Here is a 17,439-nt window from a genome sequence, read left to right on the forward strand (position 1 = left end):
GACATGAACGACAGGGGCAAATGGGAATTCTGGATTGATCGCGGCGGCACCTTCACCGATGTGGTCGCCCGCCGACCCAATGGTGAAGTCATCACCCACAAGCTGCTTTCGGAAAATCCCGAGCAATACCGCGATGCGGCGATTCAGGGCATCAAGGATATTTTGGGCCTGAACCACAATGAAAACCTGCCTGCGGAGAAAATCGCAGCGGTAAAAATGGGCACCACCATTGCTACCAACGCGCTGCTTGAAAGGCAGGGCGAGCCGACCTTGTTGGTCACCACCAAAGGGTTCAAGGATCAATTGCGAATCGGTTACCAAACCCGCCCCGCCCTGTTCGCATTGCATGTTCAGCTTCCAGAAATGCTGTATTGCGATGTATTGGAAATTGATGAGCGCATCGGCGCGCATGGCGAAATAATGCTGCCATTGGATGAGGCCGCGGCGCGGCGCGGCTTGCAGAACCATTTTGATAACGGACTGCGCGGCGTCGCCATCGTCTTAATGCACGGCTATCGCTATCACCAGCATGAGGCGCGACTGCAACGGCTCGCCCAACAAATTGGCTTCACCCAAATTTCGGTAAGTCATCAAGTCAGCCCACTGATGAAACTGGTTTCCCGCGGCGACACCACCGTTGTCGATGCCTACCTTTCGCCAATCTTGCGCCGCTATGTCACTCAGGTTGCATCAGAACTCAGCGGCCTGGACGAATGCGGCGGCAAGTTGATGTTCATGCGCTCCAATGGCGGATTGACCGACGCCAAATTCTTTCAGGGCAAGGATGCTATTTTGTCCGGCCCGGCCGGCGGCGTGGTCGGCATGGCGCGGGTCTCGGAAGCGGCTGGATTTAACCACGTCATTGGCTTTGATATGGGCGGCACCTCCACCGACGTCAGCCATTACAACGGCGAATTTGAGAAGGCGTTTGAGACCCAGGTCGCCAGCGTGCGGCTGCGCGCGCCGATGATGTTGATTCATACCGTGGCCGCCGGCGGCGGTTCGATATTGCATTTCGATGGCGCCCGGTTTCGCGTCGGTCCGGATTCCGCCGGCGCAAACCCGGGTCCATGTTGTTATCGCAACGGCGGGCCGCTGACGATCACCGATTGCAATGTCATACTCGGGAAATTGCAACCGGAATTGTTCCCCAAGGTGTTCGGAGAAAACGCAGATCAAGCACTGGACAAAGGCACGGTTTTGACAAAGTTCAGTGAGCTGGCCGAACAAATTGAGCGTGCTATCGGCGATCGACGCAAGCCGCAAGCGGTGGCAGCAGGCTTTTTGACGATTGCCGTGGAAAATATGGCCAATGCCATCAAGAAAATTTCGGTGCAGCGTGGCTACGATGTGTCCGAATATACGTTGTGCTGCTTCGGTGGCGCCGGCGGCCAGCACGCCTGTTTGGTGGCCGATGCGTTGGCAATGAAACGAATTATTGTGCATCCATTCGCGGGGGTATTATCCGCTTATGGCATGGGGTTGGCGGATACCGTGGTCGATCGGCAACAGGCGATTGAATCGATATTAACCCAACAGATGGCTGCTGATTTGGCAAAAAAACTGGATGAATTACAGGCGCAGGGCATCGAAGAATTAAAGCAGCAAGGCGATGATGGCGCTGATTTGTCATTCAGACGCTTGCTGCATATACGTTATCAGGGCTCGGACACGGCACTAATCGTCGCCCACGACGAACTCAATGAAGTAATAACCCGATTTGAACAAGTGCATCAAATGCGCTTTGGATTTATTTCCGCTGACAAGGCAATGATTGTCGAATCCATTCAGGTTGAGGTAATTTCTGCGGCCCGGCCATCAACAATCATGTCATCGAAAGGCGGCAATGGCATAGCCAATGATTTGGTAGGTCAAACATCAGGGGAGGGTCAAATCGTCAAGCCCGATGCGATTGATCAGTGTTATATGGAAGATCAGTGGCGGGACACGCCATTTTTCCATCGACAATCGTTATGCGTCAATCAAGCGATCAACGGCCCGGCGGTGGTGCTGGACCCGACCGGCACCATCGTGGTTGAGCCGGGCTGGTGCGCCACCTTGACTGAAGATAATAATCTGGTGTTAGTGAGATATCAGCAACGAAAAGAAGTTAAGGCGATTGGCGCCGAAGTCGATCCGGTGATGCTGGAAATATTCAATAATTTATTTATGTCCATCGCCGAGCAGATGGGTTCGGTGCTGGAGAACACAGCAGCATCCGTGAACATCAAGGAAAGACTGGATTTTTCCTGCGCGATTTTTGATTCCTGCGGCGCTCTGGTCGCCAATGCCCCGCACATGCCGGTACATCTCGGCTCCATGGGCGAGAGCATTAAAACGGTGATACGAGAACGCGGCGGCGATATTTCGCCAGGCGATGCGTATATCTTGAATGCGCCCTACAACGGCGGCACCCACTTGCCCGATGTGACCATCATTAAACCGGTGTTCACGGCTGGCGGTGAAGTCGTCGCCGACGGCGCGCCCGAAAAATTGTTGTTTTATGTCGCCTCCCGCGGACACCACGCCGATATTGGCGGCAAGACTCCGGGCTCGGCCCCGGCTGATTCGACCAGCATAGAACAGGAAGGGGTGGTCATTGATAACGTCAAGTTGGTTGAAAATGATCGTTTTCTTGAACAGGAAATCTATGCACTGTTGACCGGTGGCGCCTGGCCGGCGCGCAACCCGGAGATGAACATTGCCGACTTCAAAGCGCAACTGGCGGCGTGTGAAAAAGGCACCAGGGAATTGATTAAATTGACTAATCATTATGGCATCGCAACGGTGCACGCTTATATGAAACACGTCCAGGACAATGCTGAAGAATCGGTGCGCCGGGTTTTGGGCGTATTGGATGACGGTGAGTTCACCTACAAGATGGACGATGGCTGCCAGATTTCGGTGTCCATAAAAGTCGATCGGAAGAATCGCAAAACCATCGTGGATTTCACCGGCACCAGCGCGCAACACCCTGGAAATTTTAACGCGCCTACTGCGGTGGTGCGGGCTGCCGTACTGTATGTTTTTCGGTGCCTGGTGGATGACAATATTCCGTTGAACGAAGGCTGTTTGAAACCGATGGAGATTATCATTCCAGAAAATTCCATGATCAGCCCGCAATATCCGGCGGCGGTCATCGCCGGTAACGTTGAAACTTCTCAATATCTGGTGGATACCTTGTTTGGCGCACTGAAAGCCGCAGCCGCTTCCCAGGGCACCATGAACAATTTTATTTGGGGCAACGACCAGCATCAATATTACGAAACGATATGCGGCGGCACCGGCGCGACCAGCAAACACCGCGGTACCGATGCGGTGCATTCACATATGACCAACTCACGCCTGACCGACCCGGAAGTATTGGAGTGGCGATTTCCGGTAATTTTGAACTCATTCGAGATTCGTAAGCATTCAGGCGGGCAAGGCGTGCATTGCGGGGGTGATGGTGTGGTGCGGAAAGTGAAATTCCTTGAGCCGATGACGGCAAATATAATTTCAGGGCATAGAAAAGTGCCGCCTTACGGTTTGAATGGCGGCGGCGCCGGCAAGACCGGGCGTAACTATGTGGAGCATGCCAATGGCACTGTCACTCAATTATCAGGCACTGATCAAATTGAGCTAAAAGAAGGCGACGTGGTGGTGATTAAAACGCCGGGCGGCGGGGGGTACAATTAAATCGCCGCAATAGCCGCCACAATAACCGTTAGGCGTAATCCTCATCCATTGCGTATAATTCTGAGTATAATTCGTTCTAATTCTGGTCGTATTCCTAAATTTTGTCGATAATCCATACCGGGCGCAATCCGGACCGGACACATGTCACATAATTGGCTCGCAAAAAAACGTCACCATTTGGTATGGGTAATCGTTTTACTGTCGCAGCACTTATTGCCCCATTCTGCTTTTGCAGACGAACGCAACAAAATCGTGTTGCTTGCCACAACCACGAGCACGGAAAATTCTGGTCTTTTGGATTACATTTTGCCATATGTGGAAGCGGATACCGGATATATTATTCGCACAATTTCAGCAGGAACCGGAAAGGCGCTTACAATGGGACAGGCCGGGGATGTCGATGTAATGTTGGTTCACGCTAAACAAAGCGAGTTAGCGTTTGTACAAGCCGGACATGGCATCAATCGTCGGCGAGTGATGTTTAATGATTTTGTGGTTGTCGGCCCGGCGGATGATTCTGCCTCCATTCGTTATTCATCAAATTTAGATGAGGCATTTGATCGGATGGCATCCAACTCGGCTTTATTTGTTTCCAGAGGGGACGATTCGGGAACCCACAAAAAGGAACTTGAAATTTGGCGCTCTATTGGCAAACAACCCAATAAGAACGAATATGAGAACGAATATGGGAACTGGTATCGGGAAGTGGGTCAAGGCATGAGTAAAACTTTACAAATTGCGAATGAACTGGAAGCCTATACATTAACTGATCGTGGAACCTGGATTTTTTTAGAGGAAAGATTATCGATGACCATCGTCTTTGAGGATGGCCAGCGACTGCGAAACCAGTACAGTGTGATCACAATAAACCCTGAACGGCATAACATTAATTATCAGGGGGCAATGGCGTTTAGTGATTGGATAACCTCCAAAAAAGGGCAGCAACTAATCCATTCCTATCGTATTAATGGACAACCCCTTTTCTATGCCAATGCAAATTGATCGACTCGTTAGCGTCATTACAATAGTGATAAATATTCGGCAATCGCCTCGATGTCGTGGTCGCTCAGATTAGCAACAATTGGTTTCATCTGTGCAGTTTGACCGTTGTTGCGTGCGCCACTTTTAATATCTTGTAGCTGTGTCATTAAATAACCCTTGTTTTGCCCGGCCAATTTGGGCGTGTTGTCGTTTATAGGCTGTTTGCCTTCAACACCATGGCAGGCAATACAGGCTTTGGACATGAACAACGCCGCGCCGTCTTGTGCCTGAGCCGTCATCCCGACCAACATTATTGATGCCAGTATCGCTACGCCGAGAATGTTACGAGTGTGTTTCATTTTATATATTCGTTCCTGTTGATTAAACAAATGTAATAAATACAATTTGCGGCTGTCGAGCGCTAGGCCGCACCGTCAATGTACTTCGCACCCCTTATATTTTTGAGGAACGAGCACGAGCATGAATTCAAGACCGTTCTTAAACAAAACTAATACTCGATGCCACGTTCTACTTCGCACCCTTTGGATTTTAAAGGAACGAGCACGAGCCTGAATTCAAGATCAAACTTAAACAAAACTAATACTCGATGCCACGTTCTAAGAATTTATAAACGAGGTGAAAGAATATTAAAACGATGTGTATTTCCGCATAATATCGGCCATGCGTCCAGGATTCAATGCCGGTGGAAATAATGTTGCAAATTCACCGTTCTTATCCATAAGGTAAATATAAGATGAATGTGAAATGATTGGATCGTTATTCCCGTCATTATCTATCTCGGTTGGTTTCTGTTTGTAATTTTTATATACCGCCTGCAACTTATCGGGTTTTCCAGTCAAGCCAATAAAATTCGGATGAAATTTATTCAATGCCAATTTCATAACTTCGGGGGTATCCCGATCAGGATCCACGGTTATGACCAGAGGTGTCAGCTTATTGACTGAATCCCCTAACAGCTCCAGCGCCTTTCCAATTCGAGCTAATGATATGGAACACATGTTTTTGCAGTTGACATAGCCAAAAAACACCAGCATGTGCCGGCCTTTATAGGTTTCGTTGGTTACCAATTTCCCGTGATGATCAATTAACTCGAAGTCACCACCGACTTTCAGGGGAAATGCTCCAACCGATTCGGATTGACCGATTTCAACAGAGATGCCAAGGCCAGGACTTTGGTCATCAACACTGTGATTATCATAAGACCACACCAAAGCAGGTGCTAAAAAAGCCGCCCCCAAAAAAATTGCCCGCAAAAAGGCGCCAGGCGCCGGCAGACGCTTATCGGCAAGTTTGCAAGAAACGAGGTCGCATTCGAAGCATAAATCGCGCGCCGCCCTGGTATTTCCGATTTGGCCATTTGGTCGGTTAATTGCCAAAATATTCAGCGTCTTTATCCAGCCCCAACCCCAGATAACCATCACGCTCTATAATGGTTTTTATCCGCACATCCTTTCGATACCAACGCTTCGCCTTACGCGGTTTGGTATCATTTTTTTCCGCCCAGGCTTTATGAAAACGGGTGGCTTTCGCCCATTTGCCGCCGATGGCTCTCATGTTTTGAACCTGAAAAAAGCGCACATTGCGATTTTCGGTAAACAAGCCATCAACCTCAATTTCCTGACCACAAAAGCCATAGAGTTCCTCAGCCGCACCAGTGTACAAGGTTAGATTCTTGGCGACCAGAATCAATCCTTGATCGTTAGTTTGTAATCCAAGCTGCCTGGACCCGGCGCCACAATTATCGGGGCAGTTGCCAGTAAGCTGGCAGGCGATATCGACCACGGTGCCGGTAAATTTGGCTTTGACTTCATTAGTGACACCCCAACTTTTTGCCGCATATGTGTTGATAGAGAAGCCGAGTAAAACCGCAATTGATAATCCACTAAGAATAATTTTCATATTTTTCATTATGGAGACGCCTCCGCAGGCAGGATGCCCACAATCTGATGAGTAAGATTGATAACGCCTTTGTCGTCTATGACATTGTCTATCATCAAATATTTGATACCGTCCAATTCATAGACCGAACCTTGCACCGTGATTTCATGGCTCTGAATATCCAGCAGTGATTGATTGGCTACGTTGGTGGTGTCGTCTCCGTTGCTCATAATCATATAAATCTGTCCATCGCTTTTGTCCAGCAATCCGACCGGGATGCCCCCGGCGGCACACCATACCGCACAAACATGATGGGTAGTGCCGACCACAAAATCCGACCCTCCCATGATTTGCGAAACATAACACCAAGTATCCATTACCTCCCCGGTAATGGTTTTTCGCTCAGATTGTGCAGCAAAAGCGACATTAAAAAACAGCAACAGCGCCATCACACTGGCACGCACTGCATTTCTACAAGTCACAGCGTGCATATTATTCTCCCCCGTCATTTTAGTTTCTCAGTTTTAGTTTTCACTCGCCGACAATTTTATATCGGCGATTTTGTGTTACAAAAATGGATAATACCATGATTTCAGACTATGGTGGTTTACAATAGTTCGACCCATAACCCATTTTGCCCCCATGCTTTATCCTGATGCCCTTTATCCAATGAAAAAGCAAAAGTGGCTTTGAGTTTTTTATTTATTTTATGAAGTTCTGAGGCGATGAATGTCAGACAGGTTTGAATTGAGAGCGTGTTACATTGAGGGATGGCATGAAATGGATGGAGACAAATTGCTTGCAACAACAACTGAAGATTTGGTTTTCGATGATTCATGCGGAACCTGAACCGGTAAACCGGGAGGGCATGGTTGACTATATGCTTCAATGGGACAAGTGGACTCGTGTTGACGGCGCCACCAATCAATGGATATTGGAGCATGAGGTGCGAGCGGATAACAACGGTATCATTACTGACTGGGAATGGTGGGAACTTGTTGGTACAGATATTTGCGGCATGGCATTTGTCAAAACCAGCGACTGCGGCGTATTCCTTGAGGGAATCACTTATTTTGACCGCGAGTTAAGGCGCCGCAAGTCCGTTCCAATGTTGCGCCTGAGGACGATTAAACCATGAATGAATTGCCAAAAACGATGCAAGGGGTGTTGTTGACCGGACACGGTGGCCTCGATAAGTTGGAAATACGGGATGATATTCCTGTTCCTGAGCTCGGAGCAGACGATGTCCTTATTCGTGTTGGCGCTGCCGCCGTCAATAATACAGATATCAACACCCGTACCGGATGGTACTCGAAAGACGATGGTGCCAGTGGAGATGCAAGCTGGAGCGGTAAGGCGGTTCGCTTTCCCCTGATTCAAGGCGCTGATGTATGCGGTCGTATTGTGGCTGTCGGCGATAAAATCAGTAAAAACCGCTTGGATGAAAGGGTTCTGATTGAGCCGTGTCTCACAAAAGCGAAAGGAAAAATACTGGCGTACCCCTGGTATTTCGGTTCAGACTGCAATGGCGGATTTTCGGAGTACACGGTCGTTGCTTCCGCTCATGCCTATCAGGTCGAAAGCAGTCTCAGTGACGTTGAACTCGCCTCTTTTCCCTGCTCCTACTCAACGGCTGAGAATCTGTTAACCCGGGCTGGGGTTGGTGCGAATGATACGATTCTGGTCACGGGCGCATCCGGCGGCGTGGGTTCGGCTGTGGTACAGCTTGCAAAGGTTCGTCGAGCAAAGGTCATCGCCATCACCAGCCCTGCCAAGTCAGATAACGTGAAAAGTCTTGGCGCGGACAGCGTATTGTTTAGAGAAGACAGTGTCGTTCAGGCTCTCGGAAGCAGCAGTGTCGACGCGGTCATTGACCTGGTTGCGGGTGAACAGTGGTCGGCACTGCTTGATGTGCTCAAGCCTTCAGGAAATTATGCAACCGCAGGTGCAATTGGGGGGCCGCTGGTAGAGCTTGATGTTCGGACGCTCTACTTAAAGGATCTAAGCCTGTTCGGCTGCACCGTGCTTGAAAAAGAGATTTTTTCCAATCTGATTAAGTGTATAGAGCGAAATGATATTGCTCCCGTTATAGCAATGACCTTTCCGATCGGCCAAATTGCTGAAGCGCAGAGGCGCTTTATGGCGAAAAATCATACCGGGAAAATTGTGCTTACGCTGACCTAAGGATATGCAATATTAAGCCGACTATATCTGAACTTATGCAATACCAGTCTCTTCCAATATGAAATGGTACTGAACGGTTGTTGTAATTCTTCAATCAATCGTGTTATATTCACGCCATCATAACTTTCGGAGCGGCGGCTTCGGGTCATCAACCGCCTCTTAATTTTGCCGCCGGATTACCGTTCATTTAGATTGCATTTATGTAAATGGTTGATGTGTTGCTCGTTTTGTTATGAAACACTACAAATAAGCCTGCCAAGCATAATGACTGCTTGAGGGCTAAATAAAAATTTAACTTGTAACCACTGGAGAACTTAAATGAAAGACAAAAAACCAGTATCAGGCGAGCTCGGATTTTCCGATCTCGATAGCCATCACCAGGCCCTGGTAGAGAAAATCCTTCGTAAAACAGGGGGGGGTGATTATTCTCGTCGCGATGCCTTGAAATTAATGATGGCGACCGGTGTGACTGCGGTAACGGCGAGCAATTTGTTCGCTACGGGTGGGCAAGCCATGGCCCAAACCCCGAAAAAAGGCGGGTCGGTGAGATTTGCTTCTAACCTGCATGGCCCGGATGATACGCTGGACCCCTCTCTGTTCACGTCATCAATCGACTATATGCGTGGCCGAACGATCTATAACAGCCTGATTCAGCATGCCGATGACCTGACGCCGCAACCGGAACTTGCTACTTCCTTTGAGTCCAATGGCAATGCCACCGAATGGACCTTCAAACTTCGAAAAGATGTTACTTTCCATGACGGTTCGCCGTTTAGCGCCGATGACGTTGTCTGGTCGATGAATCGCCACCTTGGTGAAGACTCCACCTCGGTTATCAAGTCTGTTCTGTCTTCGGTTAAAGAGTGGAAAAAGACCGGTAGCCATGAATGTAAGGCAATCATGAATTCGCCAAATGCTGACTTACCCGTAGTACTGGGTATTTTCCAAAACAAGATCGTCAAGAACGGAACTACCGGAGAAGGCAATGGCACCGGCCCTTTCACTATGGAATCTTTCGAGCCCGGCGTGAAATCGGTTCATAAACGCAACGAAAACTACTGGCGTAAAGGCGCCAACCTGGATGTCATCGAAGTTACCGCGATAACTGATGCAGTGGCACGGGTTAATGCACTGCTTGCCGGTGATGTTCAACTGATATCTACGGTGGAACCGAAGGCATTCAGGCAAATTGAAGAATCAGATAATGTGACCCTGCTGTCCACGCCTGCTGCATTGCAGGTAGCCATCTGCGTTCTTAAAAATACCGAGCCTGGCAGTAATGATGATTTTGTCAAAGGCATGCAATACATCCAGGACCGCGAGCGCATCGTCAAGCGAATACTAAAAGGCAAGGGCTCTCTGGGCAATGACACGCCAATCATGGCGGCACACGGTGCAGACTGGTGTTCCGAGCTGCCACAACGGGAATTCGACCCGGACCGGGCGAAATCCTATTTCAAAAAAGCCGGTGTCAGTACTGCCGAAGTGTTTGTTGCGCCAGTCGCACCGGGGATTGAAGAAGTCACCTTGCTGGCCCAGGCCAATTGCGCGAAGATTGGCTTCGATCTGAAGATCAAGAAAGTGCCTACCGACGGTTACTGGGGCGCGGTGTGGATGAACGAACCGCTGAACGTGGTGACCTGGAACATGCGGCCAACGGCCAATGTCCAAATGGCGATCCAGTTCGGTCCGGGTGCCGCCTGGAACGATACTTACTGGAATAATGAGCGTATGGGCGAGCTGTTAGTTACCTCATTGGCAGAAACAGATCCTGATAAACGCCATGCGATGTATTGTGAGATGCAAACCTTGATTCACGAGGGCAGTGGAATGGTTATCCCGGCATTTTCCAATATCAATGATGGTATTGCGAATAATGTCATGGGTGTACCCAAAGTGCCTCTGGGTCAATTAGGCGCGTTTGAGTGGCCTGAATTTGCCTGGCTTGCCTGATAGACGGTCTTGATAACTGGCCGTCGAAAGTCCCGCATTCTAAATAATGCGGGACTTTTTTAAAAATAAGGATAAATAAAGTTAGTACACCAATGATTGGAGGATATCGCTTATGATGACTCAAATGGTTCTTCGAAGACTGGGAATCGGTTTTGCCACACTGATAGTCGTATCGATTATCGTATTTATCGGCACCAGCATCCTGCCCGGTGATGTCGCGCAAATAATCCTGGGACAAAGCGCAACACCAGAAACGCTGGCAGCACTGCGTGCTCAATTGGGCATGGATCAACCCCTGTATATCCAGTACTTTTCCTGGCTCGGCAATATGATGACAGGTGATTTGGGTATTTCCAAAGCAGGCGGCGCAACCATTTCCAGTTTGATTGATGGTCGTTTGGGTAATACCATGATGATGGCGGGATTCGTTTCAGGAATTGCTATTCCCATATCCATCGTTTTGGGATTGTGGGCGGCGATGCATCCCGGCACCTGGCTTGATCGCACCATCACGTTTTGCACTTTAAGCACGATTTCGGTACCCGAATTTTTCATCGCGACTATATTGGTATTGATTCTAGCGGTTGAATTGCACTGGTTGCCGTCAACGGCCTATTTGTCGGGAGACGAAACGTTCCTACAGTTGCTGCGCGCCCTGGCAATGCCTTTGATTACCCTGGTTATTGTGGTATCCGCACAGATGATACGAATGACCAGGGCCGGGATACTGAATGTAATGAGCTCGCCTTATATCGAGATGGCGATTTTAAAAGGCGTGCCAAGAGGACGAATTATTCTTCGTCATGCCTTGTTCAACGCTATCGGACCGATCGTAAATGTAATCGCTTTGAACCTAGCATACCTTGTCAGCGGTGTGGTTATCGTTGAAACCATCTTTGCGTATCCGGGACTCGCTAAACTGATGATAGATGGCGTGCAGACCCGGGACTTGCCCCTGGTACAGGCTTGCGCGATGATATTTTGCGCTACTTACGTACTGCTGATTTTAGTGGCAGACGTGGCATCCATTCTTTCCAATCCCCGTCTAAGGCAACCGAAATAGGCATCCAGCAGATTATGAATTATGAATGAAGATAATAAAACAAAAGAACAAGAGGTAATCGCGAAACTCGACGCGTTTGCTGAGTTACCCGATGCACCGCCAAAGCGAAGATTAAAACTTTCCTGGACCGGTAAAATCGCTGTCGGAATCGTTGTATTCTGGATGGTCATTGTTGTTATTGGTCCTTATATTGCTCCCTTCCATGAAATGGATATGGACGGCGATGACAGCTTTTTGGATGCTCATAGCAACGAATACGGCACCTTTTATTTGGGCACCGATTACTTGGGCAGGGATACATTTTCAAGGGTTGCCTTTGGCGCAAGAAATACCATTGGAATTTCAATTATTGCTACGCTATTGGCTTATTGTATTGGTATAACGCTGGGTATTGCCGCGGCGGTGAAAGGCGGTTGGACCGATATGATCATCAGTCGGATAAATGATTCGATACTGGCATTGCCGTCGATTATGATGGGTTTGATTGCCATCGCGGCACTGGGTTCTTCCATACCGATACTGATTAGCATCGCCGCGATTATTTATGCGACCAGTGTGTTTCGGATAGCGCGCGCACTGGGCCAGGATATTATGGTGCAGGATTTTGTCGAGGCGGCGCAGGCGCGCGGCGAAGGTTTGTGGTGGATTATTAAATCAGAAGTGTTGCCCAATGCGGCCATGCCGCTGGCCACTGATTTTGGTCTGCGACTGGTGTTTGTGGTGCTGTTCATCTCCAGCCTGAGTTTTCTCGGACTGGGGGTGCAGCCGCCGGCCTCTGACTGGGGCAGTATGGTACGCGAAAACCTGCAAGGCCTGGTCTATGGATCCTACGCCGCAATATGGCCCGCACTTGCGATTGCGACCTTTACCATCGCGGTCAACTTGATCGTGGATGATATTTCCGCCAAGTCGGGTGGCAGCCTAGCGAAGAAAATGGTGTAGAACGATGAAAAAAGAAAAATTATTTGAAGTAAAAGATCTTAGAATTAGTGCCTATAACGATGAAAAGGTGGAAATACCCATTGTCAAGGGCGTTACGTTTGATATTCACGAAGGTGAAGTGGTTGCTTTGATCGGAGAATCCGGTTCCGGTAAAACTACAATCTCACTGGCGGCGTTGGCTTATACAAAACCAGGGTTGCACTTTACCGGCGGCGAAGTTCTACTGAGAGGCAAGGATGTATTGACCATGGCGCCTCTGGAACAGCGGGCGCTTCGCGGCGCAAACGTGGCCTATCTGGCACAAAGCGCAGCGGCAACATTTAATCCGGCAATTACCATTGGCGAACAAGTCACCGAATCCGCGGTGTTGCATGGCGTGTTAAACCAGGCAGAAGCAACCAAACGCGCAGAGGTATTATATCATGCGCTTGAACTACCCGATCCAAACAGGATTGGCTATCGTTATCCGCACCAGGTGTCCGGCGGTCAGTTGCAGCGTTTGATGGCGGCCATGGCGTTGTGCGGTAAACCGGATTTGATGGTCTTGGACGAGCCCACTACAGCACTGGACGTTACTACCCAGATTGAAGTCTTGAAAGCCTTCAAGAAGGTTATCAAGGAGGAAAATGCGGCCGCTATTTATGTGACCCATGATCTGGCGGTAGTTGCCCAGGTGGCCGATTACATTGTCGTTTTATACAGCGGCGAGATAATGGAGCAGGGGCCGGTGGATCAGATTATCAACAATCCGTCCCATGCCTATACCAAACGCTTGATGGATGCGGTTCGCCCAACCCCCACGGCGGGTATGGGCGTTCAGGTAGGCGATGAACATGATCGTGACGTTCCTGCCATTGAAGTTGATCACATGACTGCCGGGTATGGCGGGATTGTCGATGGAGAGCCGGTAGCGACTATCTTGCGCGATGTCTCCGTAAAAGTTGAAAATGGCCATGTTGTCGGCGTCATCGGCGAATCAGGTTGCGGTAAATCAACAATGGCCAGGGTCATGGCTGGTTTATTGCCTCAGGCCAAAGGGCATGTAAGACTCGAAGGAAAAGAGCTGGAAGGCAGTCTGAATGACCGCAAACTTGACCAGCTTCAAAAAGTTCAGTTTGTTTTCCAGATGGCAGATACCGCTCTCAATCCCAAACAGGTCATTGGCGATATTATCGGCCGGCCATTGGAATTTTATCATGGCATCAAAGGCAAGAAAAAACACGCCAAGGTTGCCGAAATTCTTGAAATGGTTGAACTGCCCGCAGAATTTGCCAGCCGCTATCCCATGGAATTATCCGGCGGACAAAAGCAACGTATTAATATGGCTCGTTCGCTGGCGGCAAATCCTGAAGTGATGTTGTGTGACGAGGTAACCTCGGCGCTGGATAGTATTGTTGGCGCCAATGTGATTAAACTACTGACTGCATTGCGTGACAAAACCGGCGTTTCATTCGTGTTTATCAGCCACGATTTATCCACGGTTGGTTCGTTCGCAGATGAAATTGTGGTGCTTTATGCCGGTCGCGTGGTTGAACAGGGCCCGACAGACGAAGTGCTGTCACCACCGTATCATCCGTACACGAGATTGCTGATCAGTTCAGTGCCCGAGCTTCGTATTGGCTGGCTTGAAGACACCATGCAAAAACGCGAAATGGCAGCGGGTATTGCGCGCGGCGTTGAGATCACTAAAATCGGTTGTCCATTTTTCAATCGCTGCCCAATGGCCATTGAGGGCACATGCGATGTCAAAGACGTGCCCATCCGTGAGCTTAAGGATGGTCACCAGATTGCCTGTCATCTGGATATCGATCAACTGAACGAATCCGAAGTGCACACGCAACAAATTCTGCATGGATATGAGAAGATTGGTAAAGATAAACCCTTGGAAACAAGATAAAATTTAGCTTACTAGAGATAAAAAATTATGAGAAAAAATTTAGCTTTAATCGCAATGGGTGTGCAAAACCCCGAACAAATTGCACGATTCGCGACTTATATGGTGGATAATACTGACATTCTTCGAATTATTTACGATCGCAAAAAAGGCTCGATTCTGCCGGTCAGTAAAAAATTTAAGTTTCCGCAAATTAAAAAATCGACTATGGTGGATAGCGGAACACGTCGAACGGAAGTGCTGTACGAAAGCTCAAATGAATTCAGGAATGCGGTTTCCGAATTGGAGCAACTCATGGATGAGCGCGCGGATTCCCATAATGTGAGCCAGCTGATTGCCGAAGAGGTACGCGCCCTGGAAGAAGATGTCGCTTCTCGAATTGACTACATTAAATCGCTGGTGGAGAAAATTTAGGGAGTTATATCTTTAACTTTGGACTATCGCCAGAGTTTCAGCGCGTTGTTGCGGTCGCAACCACCGCCCTATGCGCGCCCATTCAGGCCAGGGCGGGCTCTGTGCATCCCCGTCTTTCCCAACATCAGAAGCATCCCACAAAACCATCATAATAAATGACAAAATGCTGATTTATTCGTGTTTGCAAAGTTAAAGGTATAACTCCCAAAAATAGCCATGACTAAAATTCTTGCATTTGCAGGTAGCTCGCGCACCGATTCGTTTAATAGAAAGTTAATTGCCATCGCTGCACAGGGTGCTCAGCAAGCGGATGCTGAGGTAACGTTGATTGACTTGAGAGACTACCCGATGCCGATATTCGATCAGGACTATGAGACGCACCAAGGCATGCCAGAGAAGGCGCGACAATTTAAACACCATTTAATGCATAGCGATGGCGTTTTAATTTCCTCGCCGGAATATAACAGTGGTTATAGCGGGCTTTTGAAAAACTGTATCGACTGGGCTTCAAGATCAGAGGCGCCGGACGAAAAATCATTAGTCGCGTTTAGCGGTAAATGCGTCTCGCTGATGTCCGCATCGCCGGGCGGGTTCGGCGGGCTCAGGGGGTTGGTGTCTTTGAGAATGTTATTAGGTAATTTGGGCATGACGGTATTGCCCGATCAAGTGACAGTGTCAAATGCAATGAAAGCGTTCAACCAGGAAGGGCAATTAGTCGATCAAAAACAGCAGCAGGCCATCATAAACCTGGGAATTAACCTGGTAGCAACCTTGAACAAACTGAACGGCTGAATGGTTGATTGGAATTAGCCGCTTTGCGAAAGGAATCTCGCGGATTAACGGGAAAGTGCGACCATCACATCGTAATAATGTCCCAAAAAATCATTTATCCTTATACGACCACTTTCATTTTTGTTATTTGATTTTTTCCGAAAACCTTCAGATAACGCTCGATTTCCGTCTTGGGTCCTGATGCTTTTTCCAGATTATCTGAAAGTTTTACCGTCGGCTTGCCAGCGGCTTCAGTGACCTTGCAAACTAATGAGAATGCGTTGAGTCGATCATTCGGAGTGGGCGCGCAATCCTTGAAATCATTGGTTAAATTAGTTCCCCATCCAAAACCCACGTTCACTTTTTGTGCAAAATGATGAGTAATGGTCTCAATCTCATCGATGTCCAGTCCATCGGAAAAAATAATCAATTTTTCTTGTGGGTCCTGTCCCATGGTTTTCCACCATTGTATTAATTCTTCGCCGCCGGCGACCGGCTCTTTGGAATCGACCCGGAAGCCACTCCAGTTTGCCACCCAATCGGGCGCATTTTCCAAAAATGTAGTGGTGCCATAGGTATCGGGTAGAACGATGAGCAGGTTGCCGTCATAATTAAGTTGCCAACTTTGCAGGATTTTGTAAGGGGCATCACGCAATTCATTCTCACTATCCGCTAATGCGGCCACCACCATTGGCAGCTCATGGGCATTGGTGCCAATCGCTTCGAGATCGTGTTCCATGGCTAATCGAACATTGCTGGTGCCGATAAATTTATCCCCCAGCCCATCTTTCAATGCTTCGACACACCAGTTTTGCCATAAGAAACTGTGGCGACGACGGCTGCCAAAATCAGCCAGGCGTAAATCCGGGAGTCGATTCAAGCGCATAACCTTTTCCCAAAGTTTCGCTTTTGCCCGGGCATAGATAACATCAAGTTCAAACCGCCCCACCTCTTTTAGCGCGGCCCGCGATCGGAGTTCACTGATAATGGTTAAAACCGGGAGTTCCCACAGCGTCACCTCGCACCAGTGGCCATGAAAGTCGATCAGAAACTGACCGTCCTGTTTTCGGAGTTGATATTCGGGCAGACGATAGTCGGCCAACCAGTCGATGAACTCAGTGGAAAACAATCGTTCTCGGCCGTAGAAGGTGTTGCCGGCCAACCAAATCCTTTCCTTTTTGGTAATGCCGATGGTGCGCGCATGATCCAATTGCTGGCGCAACTCAACACTGTTTATTTCCTCGGCGAGACGAACCGAATGGGTGCGATTGATGACCGAAAAGGTTACCGGTATGCGGGCGAATTCTTTCCAGATGGTTTGCAGCATCAACAGCTTATAGACATCCGTATCCAGCAAGCTCCTGACGATAGGGTCCAACTTGAAGGTATGGTCGTATACGCGCTTGGCCAGATCGGATGTAGTCATTGTATTTTCAGTGCCCGCAGGCTGGAAATCTTGTTTGAATTAAATTTCGTGACCGAATATCAAGTCGAGGATGAAGTCGGGCATCAGCAACAAAATTACCACGATGACGATGATTTTTTTGATTGACATGGGATATCCAAGGTTGACCATATAACCATGGATGCGCTATGGTGCGGGTCTTGCAATGGCCATTTTGTGCCATTATAATTCCTAGGCAAAATATTGTCCATTAGA

Annotated in this window: 15 protein-coding genes; 10 read left to right on the forward strand and 5 right to left on the reverse strand. The window is 48.7% G+C overall.

Annotation, left to right across the window (positions count from 1 at the left end):
• The first annotated feature begins 3 nt into the window (after window positions 1-3).
• Complete coding sequence (locus ACPXXB_RS05390) at window positions 4-3,678, forward strand: hydantoinase B/oxoprolinase family protein (protein ID WP_423910251.1); 3,675 nt, start codon at window positions 4-6, stop codon at window positions 3,676-3,678.
• Window positions 3,679-3,819: 141 nt separating this feature from the next.
• Window positions 3,820-4,680 (forward strand): substrate-binding domain-containing protein, encoded by an 861-nt coding sequence (locus ACPXXB_RS05395; protein ID WP_423910254.1) that lies wholly within the window; start codon window positions 3,820-3,822, stop codon window positions 4,678-4,680.
• A gap of 17 nt (window positions 4,681-4,697) precedes the next feature.
• On the opposite strand, the gene ACPXXB_RS05400 is transcribed toward ACPXXB_RS05395, so the two are convergent.
• From ACPXXB_RS05400 to ACPXXB_RS05415, 4 genes are all read right to left on the reverse strand, one after another.
• Window positions 4,698-5,018, reverse strand: coding sequence for a c-type cytochrome (locus ACPXXB_RS05400; RefSeq protein WP_423910256.1), 321 nt, complete (start codon window positions 5,016-5,018; stop codon window positions 4,698-4,700).
• Between the two features lie 288 nt (window positions 5,019-5,306).
• On the reverse strand, window positions 5,307-6,098 hold the full coding sequence (locus ACPXXB_RS05405) for an SCO family protein (RefSeq protein WP_423910259.1): 792 nt from the start codon (window positions 6,096-6,098) through the stop codon (window positions 5,307-5,309).
• On the reverse strand, window positions 6,046-6,588 hold the full coding sequence (locus tag ACPXXB_RS05410; RefSeq protein ID WP_423910261.1) for a hypothetical protein: 543 nt from the start codon (window positions 6,586-6,588) through the stop codon (window positions 6,046-6,048). Before ACPXXB_RS05410 ends, ACPXXB_RS05405 begins: the two co-directional genes overlap by 53 nt.
• Window positions 6,588-7,067: a hypothetical protein gene (locus tag ACPXXB_RS05415; RefSeq protein WP_423910264.1), complete on the reverse strand. Its 480-nt coding sequence runs from the start codon at window positions 7,065-7,067 to the stop codon at window positions 6,588-6,590. The genes ACPXXB_RS05410 and ACPXXB_RS05415 overlap by 1 nt, the downstream gene beginning before the upstream one ends.
• Window positions 7,068-7,333: 266 nt before the next feature.
• Here ACPXXB_RS05415 and ACPXXB_RS05420 point away from each other — a divergent pair, with 266 nt between their 5' ends.
• The 8 genes from ACPXXB_RS05420 to ACPXXB_RS05455 all read left to right on the forward strand — a co-directional run bounded on the left by ACPXXB_RS05420 (window position 7,334) and on the right by ACPXXB_RS05455 (window position 15,800).
• Complete coding sequence (locus ACPXXB_RS05420; protein ID WP_423910266.1) at window positions 7,334-7,696, forward strand: hypothetical protein; 363 nt, start codon at window positions 7,334-7,336, stop codon at window positions 7,694-7,696.
• Complete coding sequence (locus ACPXXB_RS05425) at window positions 7,693-8,742, forward strand: alcohol dehydrogenase family protein (protein WP_423910269.1); 1,050 nt, start codon at window positions 7,693-7,695, stop codon at window positions 8,740-8,742. The genes ACPXXB_RS05420 and ACPXXB_RS05425 overlap by 4 nt, the downstream gene beginning before the upstream one ends.
• A 318-nt stretch (window positions 8,743-9,060) precedes the next feature.
• Window positions 9,061-10,695 carry an ABC transporter substrate-binding protein gene (locus ACPXXB_RS05430; protein WP_423910272.1) on the forward strand — a complete coding sequence of 545 codons (1,635 nt, stop codon included), beginning with the start codon at window positions 9,061-9,063 and terminating at the stop codon, window positions 10,693-10,695.
• Window positions 10,696-10,798: 103 nt separating this feature from the next.
• Window positions 10,799-11,758 (forward strand): ABC transporter permease, encoded by a 960-nt coding sequence (locus ACPXXB_RS05435; protein ID WP_423910990.1) that lies wholly within the window; start codon window positions 10,799-10,801, stop codon window positions 11,756-11,758.
• 21 nt (window positions 11,759-11,779) lie between these two features.
• Window positions 11,780-12,700: an ABC transporter permease gene (locus ACPXXB_RS05440; RefSeq protein ID WP_423910275.1), complete on the forward strand. Its 921-nt coding sequence runs from the start codon at window positions 11,780-11,782 to the stop codon at window positions 12,698-12,700.
• A gap of 4 nt (window positions 12,701-12,704) precedes the next feature.
• Window positions 12,705-14,597 (forward strand): ABC transporter ATP-binding protein, encoded by a 1,893-nt coding sequence (locus tag ACPXXB_RS05445; RefSeq protein WP_423910280.1) that lies wholly within the window; start codon window positions 12,705-12,707, stop codon window positions 14,595-14,597.
• A 27-nt stretch (window positions 14,598-14,624) separates the two neighbouring features.
• On the forward strand, window positions 14,625-15,008 hold the full coding sequence (locus ACPXXB_RS05450) for a DUF3461 family protein (RefSeq protein WP_423910283.1): 384 nt from the start codon (window positions 14,625-14,627) through the stop codon (window positions 15,006-15,008).
• A 216-nt stretch (window positions 15,009-15,224) separates the two neighbouring features.
• Complete coding sequence (locus ACPXXB_RS05455; RefSeq protein ID WP_423910285.1) at window positions 15,225-15,800, forward strand: NADPH-dependent FMN reductase; 576 nt, start codon at window positions 15,225-15,227, stop codon at window positions 15,798-15,800.
• A 100-nt stretch (window positions 15,801-15,900) separates the two neighbouring features.
• On the opposite strand, the gene pncB is transcribed toward ACPXXB_RS05455, so the two are convergent.
• Window positions 15,901-17,205 (reverse strand): nicotinate phosphoribosyltransferase, encoded by a 1,305-nt coding sequence (pncB, locus tag ACPXXB_RS05460; protein ID WP_423910288.1) that lies wholly within the window; start codon window positions 17,203-17,205, stop codon window positions 15,901-15,903.
• Window positions 17,206-17,439: the final 234 nt, after the last annotated feature.

This window comes from Candidatus Spongiihabitans sp., from assembly GCF_965237845.1.
Taxonomy (GTDB): domain Bacteria; phylum Pseudomonadota; class Gammaproteobacteria; order Arenicellales; family Poriferihabitantaceae; genus Spongiihabitans.

Bases quoted from the DNA above. Each gene is read 5' to 3' on its own strand.
- ACPXXB_RS05390 (WP_423910251.1), top strand. From the start codon at position 4: ATGAACGACAGGGGCAAATGGGAATTCTGGATTGATCGCGGCGGCACC.
- ACPXXB_RS05395 (WP_423910254.1), top strand. From the start codon at position 3,820: ATGTCACATAATTGGCTCGCAAAAAAACGTCACCATTTGGTATGGGTA.
- ACPXXB_RS05400 (WP_423910256.1), bottom strand. From the start codon at position 5,018: ATGAAACACACTCGTAACATTCTCGGCGTAGCGATACTGGCATCAATA.
- ACPXXB_RS05405 (WP_423910259.1), bottom strand. From the start codon at position 6,098: ATGGTTATCTGGGGTTGGGGCTGGATAAAGACGCTGAATATTTTGGCA.
- ACPXXB_RS05410 (WP_423910261.1), bottom strand. From the start codon at position 6,588: ATGAAAAATATGAAAATTATTCTTAGTGGATTATCAATTGCGGTTTTA.
- ACPXXB_RS05415 (WP_423910264.1), bottom strand. From the start codon at position 7,067: ATGACGGGGGAGAATAATATGCACGCTGTGACTTGTAGAAATGCAGTG.
- ACPXXB_RS05420 (WP_423910266.1), top strand. From the start codon at position 7,334: ATGAAATGGATGGAGACAAATTGCTTGCAACAACAACTGAAGATTTGG.
- ACPXXB_RS05425 (WP_423910269.1), top strand. From the start codon at position 7,693: ATGAATGAATTGCCAAAAACGATGCAAGGGGTGTTGTTGACCGGACAC.
- ACPXXB_RS05430 (WP_423910272.1), top strand. From the start codon at position 9,061: ATGAAAGACAAAAAACCAGTATCAGGCGAGCTCGGATTTTCCGATCTC.
- ACPXXB_RS05440 (WP_423910275.1), top strand. From the start codon at position 11,780: ATGAATGAAGATAATAAAACAAAAGAACAAGAGGTAATCGCGAAACTC.
- ACPXXB_RS05445 (WP_423910280.1), top strand. From the start codon at position 12,705: ATGAAAAAAGAAAAATTATTTGAAGTAAAAGATCTTAGAATTAGTGCC.
- ACPXXB_RS05450 (WP_423910283.1), top strand. From the start codon at position 14,625: ATGAGAAAAAATTTAGCTTTAATCGCAATGGGTGTGCAAAACCCCGAA.
- ACPXXB_RS05455 (WP_423910285.1), top strand. From the start codon at position 15,225: ATGACTAAAATTCTTGCATTTGCAGGTAGCTCGCGCACCGATTCGTTT.
- pncB (WP_423910288.1), bottom strand. From the start codon at position 17,205: ATGACTACATCCGATCTGGCCAAGCGCGTATACGACCATACCTTCAAG.